Origin of the sequence: Zunongwangia atlantica 22II14-10F7 (genome assembly GCF_002094855.1) — a bacterium.
Taxonomy (GTDB): Bacteria; Bacteroidota; Bacteroidia; order Flavobacteriales; family Flavobacteriaceae; genus Zunongwangia; species Zunongwangia atlantica.
On record NZ_ARYN01000009.1, the window covers coordinates 176,124 to 193,785 of the forward strand.

11 protein-coding genes and 1 riboswitch are annotated in these 17,662 nt (G+C 36.2%); of the genes, 6 read left to right on the forward strand and 5 right to left on the reverse strand.

Features of this window, described 5'->3' with window-relative positions; all coding sequences use genetic code 11:
• Positions 1-18: 18 nt before the first annotated feature.
• Entirely contained in the window at positions 19-993 is a 975-nt protein-coding gene (locus IIF7_RS11460) for a ribonucleotide-diphosphate reductase subunit beta (RefSeq protein ID WP_084841827.1), read from the reverse strand.
• A 143-nt stretch (positions 994-1,136) separates the two neighbouring features.
• Positions 1,137-1,232: riboswitch (adenosylcobalamin-variant (AdoCbl-variant) riboswitch) on the reverse strand.
• 374 nt (positions 1,233-1,606) lie between these two features.
• Positions 1,607-2,692 carry an alkaline phosphatase family protein gene (locus IIF7_RS11465; RefSeq protein ID WP_084841828.1) on the reverse strand — a complete coding sequence of 362 codons (1,086 nt, stop codon included), beginning with the start codon at positions 2,690-2,692 and terminating at the stop codon, positions 1,607-1,609.
• Positions 2,693-3,031: 339 nt separating this feature from the next.
• Here IIF7_RS11465 and IIF7_RS11470 point away from each other — a divergent pair, with 339 nt between their 5' ends.
• The 6 genes from IIF7_RS11470 to IIF7_RS11495 all read left to right on the forward strand — a co-directional run bounded on the left by IIF7_RS11470 (position 3,032) and on the right by IIF7_RS11495 (position 14,647).
• Complete coding sequence (locus IIF7_RS11470; protein ID WP_084841829.1) at positions 3,032-4,636, forward strand: ABC transporter transmembrane domain-containing protein; 1,605 nt, start codon at positions 3,032-3,034, stop codon at positions 4,634-4,636.
• Positions 4,637-4,652: 16 nt separating this feature from the next.
• Positions 4,653-6,035 (forward strand): HlyD family secretion protein, encoded by a 1,383-nt coding sequence (locus IIF7_RS11475; RefSeq protein WP_084841830.1) that lies wholly within the window; start codon positions 4,653-4,655, stop codon positions 6,033-6,035.
• 1 nt (position 6,036) lies between these two features.
• A complete protein-coding gene (locus IIF7_RS11480; RefSeq protein ID WP_176218945.1) occupies positions 6,037-7,440 on the forward strand; it encodes a TolC family protein in 1,404 nt (467 codons plus the stop codon).
• 116 nt (positions 7,441-7,556) lie between these two features.
• The gene (locus IIF7_RS11485) at positions 7,557-11,174 is read left to right on the forward strand and encodes a DUF4450 domain-containing protein (RefSeq protein WP_084841832.1); all 3,618 of its coding nucleotides are present in this window, start codon (positions 7,557-7,559) and stop codon (positions 11,172-11,174) included.
• A gap of 2 nt (positions 11,175-11,176) precedes the next feature.
• Positions 11,177-13,336, forward strand: coding sequence for a hypothetical protein (locus tag IIF7_RS11490; protein WP_084841833.1), 2,160 nt, complete (start codon positions 11,177-11,179; stop codon positions 13,334-13,336).
• A gap of 129 nt (positions 13,337-13,465) precedes the next feature.
• Positions 13,466-14,647: an oligogalacturonate lyase family protein gene (locus tag IIF7_RS11495; protein WP_217806685.1), complete on the forward strand. Its 1,182-nt coding sequence runs from the start codon at positions 13,466-13,468 to the stop codon at positions 14,645-14,647.
• Between the two features lie 36 nt (positions 14,648-14,683).
• On the opposite strand, the gene IIF7_RS11500 is transcribed toward IIF7_RS11495, so the two are convergent.
• Genes IIF7_RS11500 through IIF7_RS11510 form a run of 3 tightly spaced genes read right to left on the reverse strand, consistent with a single transcriptional unit; the run spans position 14,684 to position 17,660 of the window.
• Positions 14,684-15,616 carry a glycoside hydrolase family 43 protein gene (locus IIF7_RS11500; RefSeq protein WP_084841835.1) on the reverse strand — a complete coding sequence of 311 codons (933 nt, stop codon included), beginning with the start codon at positions 15,614-15,616 and terminating at the stop codon, positions 14,684-14,686.
• Between the two features lie 5 nt (positions 15,617-15,621).
• Positions 15,622-16,536 (reverse strand): alpha/beta hydrolase, encoded by a 915-nt coding sequence (locus IIF7_RS11505; RefSeq protein ID WP_084841836.1) that lies wholly within the window; start codon positions 16,534-16,536, stop codon positions 15,622-15,624.
• 2 nt (positions 16,537-16,538) lie between these two features.
• Complete coding sequence (locus tag IIF7_RS11510) at positions 16,539-17,660, reverse strand: glycoside hydrolase family 88/105 protein (protein ID WP_084841837.1); 1,122 nt, start codon at positions 17,658-17,660, stop codon at positions 16,539-16,541.
• Positions 17,661-17,662 lie beyond the last annotated feature (2 nt).

A 17,662-nucleotide genomic window follows, 5' to 3' on the forward strand; every position in this document is an offset into this window, starting at 1 on the left:
AATAGTTGGCGATTATTTTTAAAAAAGGTCTGATGCGGTAATACTTTTATCGTGCTTGGTATAATCTACGGGGCGTCTTGCGAAGAAATCATCCAGGCTATTGGCAAAAACTTCTTCTTCGAACCAAAGCATTGGCTGGTATTCGGCTGCTGTAATATTGTATTGCTTTGGAAGCCCAATGCTCTTTAAACTATCATCTAACCTGAATTTCATAAAGTCCATCAGGTTCTTTTTATTGATGGTTTCTAACTGACCGTTTTCAAAGATCCAATCGATAATTTCTTCTTCAACTTCAATAGATCTTGTAACAACATCTGTTAATTTCTGAATCATTTCTTCGTTGAAGTAATCTGGATATTCTTCACGAATCTGGTTAATAATATAGATCCCCGCATTGGCATGAATTTGCTCGTCTACCGAAGTCCATGCGATAATATTGCTTACATTCTTCATCACCCCCTTAAAACGGTTAAAGGATAGTACGATCGCAAACTGACTAAACAGCGATACATTCTCTATTAAAATAGAAAATAATATCAGTGAGGAAACATAGTCTTTAGGATCTTCAGCCTTTGTATGTTCCAGGGCTTCGGTAAGGTATTCGATACGTTTTTTGATTGCGGGTACTTCTACTACCTTTGCAAACTCGTTGTTATATCCTAAAACTTCCAGAAGCCTCGAATATGCCTGCGAGTGTCTAAATTCACACTCGGCAAAAGTACTTCCCAACCCATTAAATTCCGGTTTTGGCAGGTGCTTGTACAAATCCCCCCAAAACGATTTCACGGCAACTTCGATCTGTGCAATTGCAAGCAAACTTTTCTTTACCACATCCTTTTCACCTTCGTTTAGATAGGCGTGAAAATCCTGAACATCTGCGGTAAAATCTACTTCAGAATGTACCCAAAACGATTGGTTAATGGCATCTGTAAAATCTAAAACTCCCGGATACTCAAAGGGCTTATAATTTAAGCGCTTATCAAAAATACTCATACTGCTGTTGTGTTATTAGTGAAACAAAAAACCAAAAGCACAAAATGAAATGGAAGGATTTTATCGCTAAAAATTCTATTAAAAATTAACGAATCTTGGTATCCACGACCATTACTTTTTATGCGAAAGTAAAAGTCATTGAAACGAAATAAGGTGTTCTGGCTTATCAGCAACGCTAATTTACAGTTGCGCAACAGCTCATGATTTACACATGATTCCCCTTAAACTTTATTTTTTGTCGTTCAATAATCTCAGATCAAAATTACAATCTAAGCACACATTTTTTTCAAAATAATCTTTATACTTATTCACAATTTTGTGAACAATTTAGAAACTACTGATTTTTAAAGTTTTACATTTTATGTTGTAAAAAACTGAAAATGAGAATGTTAATTTTTTAACAACCATCAATTGTTTACAAAAAATATAGACTTTAAATCACTAAAGCCTTTGATAATTAAAAAAATAAGGAGATGTACTTTAAAGGAAAGTTGCGCCTAAGCGACGCGCAAATATAGAAAAAGCTGTGATTGAAATTCGTTATTTAAAACTTAATTTTTTTGAAAATTTAATGAGCTAAAGTACTTGCTTAATTTTAAACCTTTTAAAGCTTTTAGTTATCTAAAACAGGAAGTGGTTTAGCTTCAAATTGAATATCTAAATCTATAATTTTAGATACGGTTGGTGCAAATTGATTGGTGTAATATTGCTTTTTCCTGGTTATTTCGCCTTTAGGCTTAATTTCATTTCCAAAAGCCATGATCCAGGTTTGATCTGCATCTTTTATTGAAGTTCCATGTCCTCGCCATGTATCGTTTTCTCCAATTCCCGTACCACGACCATGATCTGTAGTGATTAAAATACTTGTTTTACCTTTATAATAGGTATCTAAATTTACAAACTCCCAAACTTCTCTAATCATTTTATCGGTTTGATGAGCAGATTTTAAATATTCGTCGTACCGACCATCGTGAGCAAAATCATCGGTTTCACCATAAGCGATATAAAGAACATCAGGCTTTTCGTGCTTTAAAGCTTCCATTGCATAATTATGTGTAAAAACATCGAATCTTACCCCAGCCCAACGTTTTGGTGTTTCCTGCTGAATTTTATCTAAAAACAGTGCTTTTTCTGAAGGGTTTTTAGACAACGAAGATCGATATCCTGCATTCACCGGAATTTCACTGCGCTTTTCATTCAGAATAAAAGGAAAAACATCCCAGCTTCCAAAGGCCAAAACTTTACCGCGATACTTCTTACTAAAATTCGCAATTTCCAGAATGGTTTTATTTGGATTGTAAATTTTATCGTTACTATTTATATGATCATCATCTGCTTTACCGGTTAGAATTTCATTATAACCGGGATAAGAGAAAATCATGTTATTGGTAAGATTCACTTTATTCCCTTCCCATCTATTTCCTAAGATCACACCTTCTTTTGCAATAAAATTCCATACAAAAGGAAACAACTTTTCCCGGCGTTCTTCTTTAGTTTTAGCCCAAAACTCATCTTTTAAACCAGCTGCATTTTCTACAAATCGATTGTTATTGATTAACAAAGAATCTGCCCCTCCAAATAATTCCTGCCATCGCAGACCATCTAGCGTTATAATTACTATTTTATTACCTTCCTGTGCCTGTAAAGAAATACTGAACAGAAAAAAACTATAAACGAGAATTTTAAGATCTAATTTCATATCGCTAAAATAAGATTAATTAGCAGTGAAACTCCAAAACAAACACTATACAATTGTTATTAAATAAATAAGCGCAAGCCAAGCCGTTTAGATTTTACACTGCTCAAACAGTTTAAAAACCTTAGATTGGAAAAAAATTAGTACTTATTAAGAAATTCTAATGGCATTTTAATCTCGATATAAAGATTTTTTAATAATCCCATTCTATTTTCGCAAGCAGCTTAAGGAATGTTATAAAATCCTGAAGCTTTAGAAAAGAACGCAACTTTTAATTACATTTACTGATTCGAAAATCTATATCGATCATTTTTAAATAGTTACAAAACATTCATTTAGAATATGGCCAAAAGTTCAATTTCTCCCTGGACTAAACTATGGAATCTGCTAAAGCTCGAAAAGCGTGATATTTTACACGTCTTATATTATGCGCTTTTTGCAGGTCTTATTAGCTTAACCCTACCTCTAGGAATACAGGCAATTATTAATCTTATTCAGGGTGCAGAGGTATCTACCTCCTGGATTTTATTAACCTGCCTGGTAACGCTTGGTGTTGGTTTTAATGGTGCTCTACAGGTTTTACAATTAGATCTTGTAGAGAATATACAGGAAAAAGTATTTACTCGCGCTTCATTCGAGTTTATTTATCGTTTCCCAAAAATGCGGGTAAGAGAACTGGAAAATTACTATCCGCCAGAATTGTCCAATCGATTTTTTGATGTCTTAACGCTTCAAAAAGGATTACAAAAACTGCTACTGGATTTTCCTGCAGCGGTAATCCAAATCGTTTTTGGGCTTTTACTGCTATCTTTTTACCATCCGTTTTTTATTGCTTTTGGAATTTTATTAGTGGTTCTAATTTATATCATTTTTAAGTTTAGTCTTTCTAAAGCGGTAAACACCAGTATTCTTGAATCTAAAAAGAAATATCATATTGCGTTTTGGATACAGCAGGTAGCTGCGAATTTTAGAACATTTAAAATTTTTCCAGACGAATACGAACAGAATAAAAACAACACACTGGTTCAAAAATATTTAGAAGACAGGCAGGCGCATTTTAGCACCGTAAAAAATCAGTACAAGCAAATGGTAGTTTTTAAGGTAATTGTAACCTTAGGACTCTTATTAATTGGTGGTTTACTTGTGCTTAACCAACAAATGAATATTGGACAATTTGTTGCTGCTGAAATTATTATTGTACTGGTAATTAATTCCGTAGAAAAAATAGGGCTTAGCCTGGAAACAATTTACGATGTGGTAACCGCTGTTGAAAAAATAAGCGAGGTAACTTCTAAAAAACTGGATCGTAAAACAGGAGTTAACGAAAACGACGTGAATATTTTTCCTATTAAAATTGAAGATCTTCACATCGAAAAAACCGTTGTACCAGATCTGATAGTTAACCAAGGAAACCTAATAAACATTGTAGGTGCAGAAATTGTGGTAAATGATTTTTTCCATTATCTCTCTGGAATGAAGAAAACCAAAAAAGGTAGGATCTATTTTAACCGCGAAGAAATAGCAAATGTGAATTTGGACAACTATCGTAATAAAATTGCTCTGCTATTAAATACCGACAGTATTTTTGAAGGTACCATTTGGGAAAATTTAACTCTTAGTAATCCTAATATGAGTTCAGACAGGGTTTACCAAATGCTGGAAGACTTTAATGTCTTGGATCATGTAAATAAATTACCAGATTCACTAAACACCTACATATTTTCAGGAAGTACCCAAATTGGTGCAAAAACAGCCAAGAAAATATGCCTTATTAGAGCATTATTAAAAGACCCTGAGTTTTTAATGATCGAGAAAGGATACATTCTTTCAGAAAACGATCAAAAAGCATTGATGAAACACATCAAAAGAGAAAACACTTGCGTTTTCCTTGCCGATGACGCGCATCAATTAGACGAATTTGAACCTCTTTACCTAGAACAGAAATAAAAAATTAAACAATAAAATGCTTAATCTTTCTAATACAAAATTGGGCGAAAAGGTAAACTTCGAGCAATTCAGTGCCTTTTCGCTGATCGTGAAAAGAAGTCATCACAAACTTCTTTCCAAGATCTTATTAGGAACTTTTGTGTTTTTACTAATTCTACTGTTTTTTCCCTGGACGCAAACCATTAGCAGTAGAGGTTATGTAACTACCCTAAAACCTGATCAAAGACCCCAAACCTTACAATCTCCTATCCCGGGACAAATCCAAAAATGGTATGTTCAAGAAGGTGATTATGTAGAAAAAGGTGATACGATTTTACATATTGCTGAAGTAAAAAATGAATATTTTGATCCGCTTCTTGTAGAAAGAACAGGCGATCAGCTAACTTCAAAAACAAATTCACTTGAATCTTACGGGTTAAAAATTGAAGCTCTACAGCGCCAGTTAGCCGCCATACAACGTGAAAGGGAACTAAAACTAGAACAAACCCGAAATAAAAGAAAACAGGCTGAACTTAAAATTAATAGCGATAGTATATCTTTAGAAGCTGCAAAAGTAAACCTAAGTATTGCAGATAGGCAATATACTCGAATTGCAGAGCTTTATGAAGAAGGACTTAAATCGAGATTGGATCTAGAAACCAAACAATCTAAATTTCAGGAATCTCAGGCCAAGGTTATCGATTTAGAAAACAAATTATTAAGCAGTAAAAATGAATTATTGAATGCGATTATGGAAGTAAATCGTATTGAGGCCAATTATATCGATAAAATCAACAAAATCGAAGGAGAAATATCCACAGCTAATTCTTCAAGATTCGATGCTGCAGCACAGGTTTCTAAATTAGAAAATTCACTTTCTAATTATCAAATTCGTAAAAACCTATATTATATACGTGCTCCCCAAAATGGTTATATAAACCGGGCATTAAAGCAAGGTTTGGGAGAAACTTTTAAAGAAGGTGAGAAACTCGTTACCATTATGCCATCTAATATCGATATTGCGGTAGAAACTTATGTAAAACCTATAGACCTACCATTAATACATATTGGTGATCATGTAAGGGTGCAATTTGACGGTTGGCCTGCTATTGTATTTAGTGGTTGGCCAAATGCTTCTTACGGTACTTACGGTGCAAAAGTGGTTGCTATAGAAAATTTTATAAGCGAAAATGGCAAATATCGTATTCTACTTTCACCAGATCTTAAAGAAAGAGATAAACACGAATGGCCAGAAGCACTTCGTGTAGGATCTGGAGCCAGAACTTTAGCTTTATTAGACGATGTGCCTATTTGGTATGAATTATGGCGAAACTTAAATGGATTCCCACCAAATTATTATACCAGCGAAGAGAAACAAAAAGACGGAAAGAAAAGTGACTCCAAAGATGCTAAGAAGTAATATGCGAAAGATAATTTGTCTTTTTTACTTTTCGGTTTTTGGAATTTTCTTCGGAAATGCCCAGGAACAGGAATCAGAAATTTTCACCTTAGAAGAATTTCTGGCCATGGTAAAGCGGCACCATCCTATCGTGGCACAGGCCAATTTAGAACTTTCTGGAGCCGAGGCGAAATTATTAAAATCCAGAGGTGCTTTTGATCCTAAGCTTGAAGGAGGAATGAAAGAAAAAAACTTTCATGGAACCGAATATTATTCACTATGGCATGGTACTTTTAAAATCCCAACCTGGTATGGGATCGATCTTAAAGCCGGTTACGAGCAAAATGAAGGTTATTATTTAAATCCAGAAAACACAACGCCAGATGATGGTTTATGGAGTGCTGGTGTTAATATTCAGTTGGCAAGAGGTTTGCTTTATAACGAAAGAATGAATAACCTAAAACAGGCAAAAATCTTTCAGCAGCAATCTCAATTAGAGAGAAACATTTTGGTGAACCAGGTACTTGCAGATGCTACAAAAGCCTATGCAGATTGGGTTTATTATTTTCAAAACACCTCGGTTTACGAAGAGTTTTTAGAAAATGCCATTATAAGGTTTGATGGAATTGCGACTTCTAGCCGCTTGGGAGAAACACCTGCAATCGATACGGTAGAAACCATGATCACGGTAAGAAATCGAAGATTGGAATTAAAACAGGCTCAACTTAAATTACAAAAGGCAAAACTGGCATTAAGCAATTATCTATGGATAGAAAATATTCCTATAGAGCTTGAAGATCGTATGCAACCCCAGCCAGAAACTCTGGATTTTACGTCTGTTTTAGGCATCGAGCAATTATTGGGCAACGCCACAGATATCGAAGATCACCCAAAAATAAGATCACTGGGTTACGATCTTGATGTTTACGACCTAGATATTCGATTAAGAAGAAATAATCTTTTACCAAAAGTTGATGTTGAGTATAATTTTCTTTCAGAACAAATTGATGAGCCAGATTACATCAATACCAATAATTACAAAGCAGGAGTAAAAGTTAGTTTCCCATTATTTTTACGGAAAGAACGTGGAGATTTAAAACTTGCAAAGGTAAAAAGAGAACAAGCCGAGTTTAAACTTTCTGAAAGTGCATGGAAACTAAGCAACAAGATAAAAGCCACAGAAAGAGAGATTTTAAGCTTACAAGAGCAAATGGGCATCGTTTCTAACATCGTAGATGAAAGCGCCATTATGGTCGATGCAGAAAAACGACTTTTCGAAATGGGTGAAAGTTCCATTTTCTATATCAACACGCGAGAAAATAAACTTATAGATTCTATTCTAAAAATGAATAAAATTAATAACGAATTAAATCTTGCAATCGCTAAGCTTTTCGAAACGCTTAGGATAGAATATGAAAATCAATAATTCTTCTATTTAGAACAAAAAAATATACCTGAAAACATACAATATCAGGTGTGTACAGGATAGATTTTCGATGATTTTTTTAAAAATTACAAATCGAAACTCTAAATTCCTGCCACATGATCAAAAAGATCATTTTTCTATTCTTTTCTTTTTTCCTTTCTTCTTTTTGCTTCTGCCAGGATTCTATTTATTGGCACAACAAACCCAGAAAAATCCATTACCAACCTAACGGAAATGCTTTTGAATTGGTTAACGGTACGCGAAAATTTAATCGCGCGCTGTACGGAACCAATACAGGATTTCGTGTAGAAGCCGGCGATTTACCGGAGTTTGCAATATATATGCCGGGAATGGGCGGTAATTTTCAATTGGGAATTCTTGCTGCGGAAAATAGCAAATGGATCACCAAAGCCGATAAGATAAAGACATCCTATATTCCAGGAAGAATGGAATATATAATTGAAGATGAATTCTTGAAAGGCGGAAAACTTCAATTACAAATTCTTGCTTTAGCCGATGCTGAAGGTTTTATTTTAAAAGTAATTCCTGAAAATATTTCTGCGGAAGTCAATTTGGTTTGGGTTTATGGTGGTGCCAGCGGAAAGAAATTTCATCGTGATGGCGATATTGGTGCCGATCCTGAATCTGTTTTTTATCTGCAACCTGATTATTGCGAGCATAATTCCTTTAAAATAGATAAAAATTCATTTCACTTAGATTATGCCTGGGATAGCAAAAACAAGGAAACCCGAAAAGTAATGACCGGCGTCTTTCCTGAAGCTGAAGTGAAATTAGCCGATGTAAATCATTTGGAAAATCCGCTTAATTTATGGAATTCTACTGCGGAAGATTTACCGGTGCTGGCAGGAAAAATAACTAATTTAGAAACTGAAATTTATTGGGAAATCGGAAATCAACTTCAAGTTGAAAATAAATCACAAACTGATCTGCAACAAGATTTTGAAAAAGCTTTATCAAAAGCTGAAGATTTAGCCAACCGAGTTCAGCTAAAAACACCCGATCCTTATTTGAATACGCTGGGCGGAGCTTTAGCCACTGCTGCCGATGGTATTTGGGAAGATCCTGCTTTTTTGCACGGCTCAGTGGCCTGGCGAATGCACCTCAACGCCTGGCGTGGCGCTTATGTGGCTGATCCGCTAGGTTGGCACGATCGAGCAAAAACACACTTTTCAAGCTATGCGAATTCTCAGGTTTTACAACCAGAAACCGGTCCGGTAGTTCCTGATACCTCAAGACATTTCGCTCGGCAAAAAGAGAAAATCGGGACTTCGATGTTTAGCCGTGGCTATATTTCCCGCAGGCCTAACAAAAATACCATTGCGCATCATTACGATATGAACTTAGTGTTTTTCGATCAGTTACTCAAGCATTTTCAATGGAGTGGCGATAAAGAATATATCAAAGAAATGTGGCCGACGTTAAAGCGTCATCTTGCCTGGGAAAAACGAAATTTCGATACAGATGGCGATGGACTTTATGATGCTTACGCTGCTATTTGGGCGAGTGATGCTTTGCAATATTCCGGTGGTGGCGTGGTTTATACTTCGGCTTACAATTATAGCGCCAATAAAATGGCAGCGAAACTGGGTAAAATTGTTGGTGAGAATCCAAAACCTTATGAAGAGGAAGCTGAAAAAATTATCAATGCGCTTCAGCAACAATTATGGATCAAGGAAAAAGGAATTTTTGCGGAATATAAAGATCTATTAGGCGAACAAAACTTACACGAACAACCGGGTATTTGGAGTATTTACCATACGATCGATGAAGCAGTTCCTTCAGAAAAACAGGCGTTACAAATGCTGAATTATGTCTCCACTGAAATTCCACATATTCCCGTAAAAGCTGAAGGTTTAGATCGAGAATTAGAACTTATTTCTACCACCAATTGGCAACCTTATACCTGGTCTGTGAATAACGTGGCTTTAGCAGAAAACCTACATATGGCTTTGGCCTATTGGAAAGGTGGTAATACTGAAAAAGCCTTCGATCTTTGGCAAAGTGCGTTGATCGAAAGTATGTACTTAGGCGCTTCTCCGGGCGGTTTTCAGCAGCTTTCCTCTTATGATGCGATTCGTGGAGAATTGTACCGCGATTTTGCCGATCCTATCGGGGTGGCGGCTCGTAGTTTGGTAGAAGGTTTATTCGGAATTCATCCTGATGCGTTAGAAAATGAATTGAAAATTACTCCGGGTTTTCCTGAAGATTGGAACGATGCTTCTTTGAAAATCCCAAACGTTTCGGTAGAATTTCATCAGAATAGAAAATCGAAATTGTATAAAATTCAGCAAAATTTATCGAAGCAATTAGCTTTAAAAATGGAAATCGGCATTACTTCAGAAAAAGTGGAAGAAGTGCTGGTCAACGGAAAAACAATTCCGCTGAAATGGAAAAAAGAAGCCTATAATTCGCCAAAATTAATTATTGAATTTCCTTATGCTGAAAATTATACAGTTGAAATCAAGCAAAGCGGAAATCGCTTAGAAAAACCTGAATTTTCTGGCAAAATCGCTTCCGAAGAAACTTTACAATTAAAGCTGAATAAGGCTAAAATCGTTGGTTTTGACGATCCGCAAGAGATCATTAAAGACTATGATTTAAATTTAGGTGAATTTCAACTAAATTCAATTACTGGAAATAAAAGCTTCTTTGTACAATTACAACAAGGCGAACAAAGCTGGTGGAAAATGATTTCTGTAGAAATACTTCCAAAATTAGAGATTCTTGAGCAACAAATTTCAGGAAATCACTTGCGGTTGAGTTTACAAAATAATACATCAAGAACTATTGATGCTGAATTAATGCTGAATTCAGCGAAAAAGAGTCAGCAAGATATTCAGTTAAAGGCTCAATCTAAAACCTTGATTGAAATTCCGTTAGCATATGTTGTTTCAGGAACAAATCAGCTTCAGTTAGAATCAAAAAATGAAACTTATGACTTAGATTTTCAAAATTGGGATGTAAAAACTTCAGCAAAATCAAAATTTGAACTGGTTAATTTAAATTCAATTTTTAATAGTGAAGTCAGCGATATTTTTACCGATCAATACCAAGAGCCGCGACCTTTACGCCCAACGCTGCAATTACCTACCACTGGAATTGGTAATTGGTGTTATCCGTGGATCGCTGAAGAAGTTCATATCGACGATTCCGGTTTACGTAAAAAAGCAGGCGAAAAACACCAAATATCGACTCCGCAGGGAATTCCGTTTCAAACGCCCTCCGCAGAAAATAAACAAAATATTGCTTTTGTATCCCAATGGGAAGTTTATCCCAAAGAACTTGAAATTCCGATTTTCGGGAAAGCTTCGCACGCTTATTTAATGATAGCGGGTAGTACAAATCCAATGCAAAGCAGATTTGTGAATGGCGAAGTAATTGTGACTTATCAGGACGGTTCAAAAGAAATTTTAGAACTCAAAAATCCTGAAAACTGGTGGCCGATCGAGCAGGATTATTACGTAGACGGCTATGCGTTTACTACTGACGCGCCAAAACCACCTCGGGTTTATTTGAAAACCGGAGAAATCACGCGTGATTTTAAAGATTATTACAACATTCACGGCTATTCCAACAAAGGAATTGATGGTGGCGCAGCTACGATTTTAGACCTTCCGCTTAACCCGAAAAAGAAGTTAAAAAGTCTCTCTTTCAAAGCCCGAGCAAATGATGTGGTGATCGGATTAATGAGTTTAACACTTAATAGAATTTAAAGATGAAATTTAAGCTAACAACAAAAAATATACTTTTTGGTTTAATCATATTATCATTTTTTGGTTGTGAAGAGAACACTAAAAAAGAGCAGGCCAAAACCTCTAAAATCGATCGTAAAACTGTAATTACTCGAAATAATGTACACGTTAACCAATTAGACACCTTGGCCTCGTTAAGTGTGGGGAACGGAAGTTTTGCCTTTACCGTTGATGGTACGGGATTGCAAACATTCCCGGATATGTTTCAATATGGCGTTCCGCTGGGAACAGAATCGGAATGGGGTTGGGATTCGTTCCCAAATTCCGGCGATTATAAGTTTAAAGAAACTTTAGAAGATTATGATCAATATGGTCGCAAGGTGAGTTATTCTGTTCAGGGAAAGGAAGAAAGAGCAAAAAAAACAGTCGAATTTTTTAGATCGAATCCGCATCGTGTTCAGTTAGGAAATCTTGGTTTTGATCTACTAAAGAAAAACGGCGAAAAAGTTCAACCGCAAGATATTACCGATATTCAGCAAGAACTAAATGTGTGGACAGGAGCAATTACTAGTACCTTTAAGGTAGAAGGAATTCCGGTGGAAGTCAAAACACTTTGCCATCAAGAGGAAGATATTATTGGGGTTGAAGTAAATTCTGAATTAATTAAAAACGAACAATTAAAAATAAGACTTCGATTGCCGTACCCTACCGGCGGATGGACCGATTTAGGTACAAAATGGGAAGCTAAAAATCTAGATTATTTAAGTGAAATTTCAGTAATTGAAAAAAATCACGCAGTAGTCACTCGTCAAATGGATTCATTAAAATACGATATTGGTTTCAATTGGAAAGGAAAAGCGAAATTTTATAAAAAAGAAGCTCAATATTTTGAATTGATTCCGCAGCAAAACAAGTTTTCGTTTACCTGTCAGTTCACTAACAAAGCTATCAATAAAGAAACTGATTTTGCTTCCGTAGAAAAAAGTAGTAAGAACGGTTGGGAAGCATTTTGGAAGAGCGGCGGAATAGTCGATTTCTCTGAATGTACCGATAAACGTGCACCTGAATTAGAACGTCGCGTGGTATTATCGCAGTACTTGACCAAATTACAATGTACCGGAGAAATCCCGCCACAGGAAACTGGATTAACCTATAATTCCTGGTACGGGAAACCGCATTTAGAAATGCATTGGTGGCACGGAGTTCATTTTCCGTTATGGGGAAGACCAGAGTTGCTCGAGAAGAGTCTACCCTGGTATGATCGTGTTTTCAAAAAAGCCAAACATTTAGCAGAACGACAAGGCTTTAAAGGTGCGAGATGGCAAAAAATGACTGATCCTTATGGTGATGAAGGTCCATCGTCTGTGGGGGCATTTTTACTTTGGCAACAACCGCATTTTATCACGTATGCAGAATTGATGTATCGTGCAGATTCTACTGCCACAACTTTAGAAAAATATAAAGAACGAGTGTTTGCCACAGCAGATTTTATGGCATCGTTTGCGCATTTAAATGAAGAAGGAACTTACGATTTAGGCCCGGGTGTGATTCCCGCGCAAGAACGTTTTCCGAAGATGGAAACATTTAACCCGACATACGAATTAGCCTATTGGAACTGGGCATTAACTACGGCGCTAGATTGGAAAGAACGTTTGGGGGAAGAACAACCTACAGCTTGGAAAAAAGTAGCTGAAAATTTATCGCCGCTTCCTATTCAAGAAGATTACTATTTAGCTACTGAAAATGCGACAGATTCTTACACCAACTCAGAATATTTAACCGATCATCCTTCTGTATTAGGAGCTTACGGAATGTTACCGGTAACGCCAATGCTCGATAAAGAAATTATGAATAACACCTTTAATAAAGTTTGGGATATCTGGACCTGGGAAGATACCTGGGGTTGGGATTTCCCAATGACAGCAATGGCCGCAGCGCGATTGGGAAAACCTGAAAAAGCAGTAGATGCACTTTTTATGGATGTACAAACTAATACCTATTTAAAAAACGGACATAATTATCAGGAAGAGCGCTTAACCTTATATATGCCAGGAAATGGCGGTTTACTTACTGCGGTAGCAATGATGTGCGCCGGTTGGGACGAAACCAACGAGAAAAACCCGGGATTTCCCAACAATGGCAAGTGGAATGTTAAGTGGGAAGGCTTGAAGAAAATGCCTTAAAATTCATCGAATATGGGCTCATCTAGATTTTCAAAATTAATCAGAATTCCTTTGAAATGTTTCATTTTGGCATTTCTGATCTTATTAATTACAATAGTTTCTTGTAAGGCCAAGATGAATACTCCAAGAATGTTGATTTCAAAAGAAATACAGGATTCTATTCCTGTTTTATTGACGGGAGAAGGAGAAATGCCAGCCACCTGGATCGATAAAATTACCGGACATCAAATAAAGAAATTGACTTCAGAAGGAACCAATTACAGTTTCTATTTCCATAATAATCCGTTTGTAAAAGCTGAAAATAATGCAGATTGGTTAATGATTTTTCACAAGAGAACACGTCTTGGCAATCAATATTGCTCATTAAATTTAACCACGCAAGAACAAAAAGCCATCACTACCAAAAACGGCAAAAAACGTGGCGAGATTGTAGGAACTAAATCGAGAAAAGTATTTTACACGTTAAATGATAGTGTTTTCGCAAGTCATATCGATACGCAAAAAACCGATTTTATAAAAAAACTTCCGGAAGGTGTTAGTGTTGGCGTTAACACGATAAATGCTTCGGAAAAATTGCTGGGCGGAGTTGTAGCCACAAAAGAGGAAGCTGAATTATTTAGAAAAAACCCTAATAAATCCAGCTATTTTAATTTAATCTATGATGCGCATTTACCTCGGCATTTAATGAAGATCGATGTTAAAACAGGAAAATTAACCAAGCTTTACCAAGAAAATGCCTGGCTTAATCACGAGCAATTTTCACCAACAGATCCTAATTTATTAATGTATTGTCACGAAGGTCCCTGGCATAAAGTAGATCGTATTTGGACGTATAATTTGAAATCGGGAGATACGACGTTAATTCATAAAAGAACGGTGCATCGAGAAATTGCCGGACACGAGTTTTTTAGTCCTGATGGAAAAACCATTTGGTTCGATTTGCAAATTCCGCGTGGTGAAACATTCTATTTAGCCGGAAAAAATATTGAAACCGGAAAAGAAACTCGGTATCAATTAGAACGAAACGAATGGTCTATACATTATACTATTTCACCAGATATGAAAACATTTGCCGGCGATGGTGGCGATAAATCTCAGGTTGCCAGAGCAGATGACGGCCAATGGATTTATCATTTCACACCTAAAGGAAATAAATTGGTTTCTGAAAAACTGGTGGATATGAGCAGGCACAATTATAGTTTAGAACCTAATGTGCACTTTTCACCTGATGGAAAATGGATTATTTTTAGAGCTAATTTTGAAGACGAGACTCAGATTTACGCTGTAGCTATTGAAAAGCATAAAGAATAATTTTCTAATTCTAACCTCTAAAAATTATTCTTTCCTCTATTTATTGATCAAATTCTCCAATTCTGCTTCAGTAATAGTTATTGCAGTTCCGTGGCGAGTTCCTTTTGGGAATGTGATTTGATCTGAAATATCTATCCAATTTTTTAAATCTGTTGAAGCAACGGCTCCGTATTGATGATCTGTATATTTATCAAAATACACGATGTATTGATCTTCTACTTTTAACATGGTTGGACCTTCTGCCCAATATTTCCCTGTAATTGGTTCGCTGGCATCGGTATAAGGACCGATTAAATCTTCAGCAAACGCAACTTTTAAGTTCTTTTGTGCAGGCTCTCTGGTTTCATCTTTTAAGATCATAACATACTTGCCATCGTGCCAACTAATACTGGCATCGATCACATTAAACCCAGGCTCATATAAAAGTTTAGTTTCAGAATAATCTTTAAAATCTTTTGTGGTTACATAATACATACGATGATTGTATCCACTATCCATATTAGATTGTGTTTCAGGAAATTTACCCGGAATTGTTGTTGCCCAGTAAATCATATATTCATCATTTTTCTCGTCGTATGTGATTTCTGGAGCCCAGCAATTTCTGGCGGTTTCTTCGTCTTTCATCACAGGAATTAATTCTTGTTGTGACCAATTAATTAAATCTTCAGAAGAAGCATAGCCAATCCCCCGTTCTGTCCAACCCGTTGTCCAAACCATATGATATTTACCATCACCGCCTTTTATGATACAGGGATCACGCATCAATTTTTGTTCACCAACTTCAGGACTTAATAAAGACACATCGTTATTTAAAGTTTCCCATTTTAAGCCATCTTTGCTATAGGCATAATGCAAACCATCTTTTCCATTTCTTTTAAAATAACTGAATAAATAAACCTTTTTTTGCGCATTACAAGAGGTAAAAAAACAAATAAGCAATAGAAAACTGAATGCCTGATTAAATTTCATGGAGTTTAATTTTTATAATGATGCAATTTTAGCCAGTTAAGTAAGCTGGTTGGCCAGGTATTATTGGTAAGTTGTCTTCCCATCCCAAAGCCGTGACCACCATTCTCAAAAATATGAATTTCAGCGGGAACATTGTTTTCCTTCAGAGCTTTTAAATACTTAAGGCTATTTTCTACCGGAACGGCATGATCGTCCATCGCATGAATCAAAAATGTTGGTGGGGTATTTTCTGAAACCTGAGTTTCGTTAGAAAAATGTTGTACTAATTCTTCTGAAGGTGTTTTTCCCAATAATTGCCCTCTGGAACCTCGATGGGTAATTTCATTGGTTAAACTTACAACAGGATAAACCAATATTGAAAAATCTGGTCGTGCACTTTTTTCTATTTCCGCAGAATAAACTTTTTCATCAAAGTGTGTAGAAAGCGTTGCTGCCAAATGCCCGCCTGCAGAAAAGCCCATAATCCCGATCTTGTTAGAATCAAGATTCCATTTTTCTGCGTTAGTTCGTAAGACTCTTACAGCGCGTTGTGCATCCATCAATGGGCCTACAGATTTATCTTCCATGATTGCATCTGAAGGTAAACGATACTTTAATACGAATGCTGAAATTCCTTCAGAAGCCAGCCATTCTGCTAGTTTAAAACCTTCCTTATCGATCGCCAAATGACTATAACCGCCACCGGGAAAAATAATTACCGCACTTTTTAACGAATCTCCCTTTGCTAAATAGGCATAAAGTTTTGGTTCTTTAACTTTGCTTACGCCGGTTAATTGATCGCCATCAAACTTTTGCTCTTCCCGGTATTCATTATTTTCAATACTTCCGGGAATTTTCCCTTCCCAAAGATCGATTTCAAAATCCTGGGCTTTACTAATAAAAGCACTAAACAAGAGGAATAGAATAATTAATTTTCGCATACTTAAGATTGAATTCTATAAACTTCAGCTCCTGCCAGTAAAAAGCAGCCTAAACCATAATCTTCAAAATCTGGAATCTTTTTATAAGATAATGGTTGCCCGTCTTTTGGCTCTTTTCCTGTAGACTGTACCCAACCTAAAAATCCGTTTTCGTGAAGACCATCTTTTATCATTGCATTCCAGGCTTTAGTGATAACCGGCATGTATTTATCTTTATCTAAAATTCCGTTATTTACGCCGTAAGCCATCCCATAAACGAATAATGCAGTACCAGAAAGTTCTTTGCCTCCAAAGTGGCCCTCGTCATGTAAGCTTACATTCCAAAAACCATCTTTACGCTGTACTTTTACTAAGGCTTCAGCCATCGCTTCAAGATCTTCTTTGTACTGTTCTTCATGTACAGTACCTTCAGGAATAATGGATAATACTTTTGCTAAAGCTCCTATCACCCAACCGTTTCCTCTACTCCAATAAGAATCTTCTCCATTGGGTTCAGTATAAGGCGGATCAAAATCTGCATCTCTCCACCATAGTCCATCTTTTTCATTAAATAATCCATTTCCGCCGATAGAATTTCTAGTATCCATATACATTTGATACATTTTTTCGTAGTAACGAGAATCTTCCTCTAAAACGCCCATTTTCGCAAATACCGGCATTCCCATTTGTATTGCATCTATCCAATCCCAATCACCAGTTTGCGGTGTAAACAAAAACTTTTGCATACAGGCTCTGGTATTTTTTAATTTTTCTGGATCTGGTTGCAAATTGTAAAGATCAATATAGGTTTGCGCAGCACAGTAATCGTCTGCATTACGGGTTTCATTACCACTTCTAAATCCCCATTCGTGAAAATTTGCCCAGTCTAAAGCGTATTTATAATATTCCTCTTTTGGCATTATTTCGTGCAGCGCCATTAACCCCTCGTAATAAACGCCACGCGTCCAAATGTTACTTGGCCGTTCTTTATTGGTAATAATAGTTTTACCAACATCTGGCCATTTTTGCATAAAATAAGCATTGGCAAGTTCCATATCTTTTAAAACCTGATCACGATCGATTTGCTGAGCAAAACCAATTTGTGCACAAATGAAAAGGCAAATAAACAGACTAATATTTTTCATAG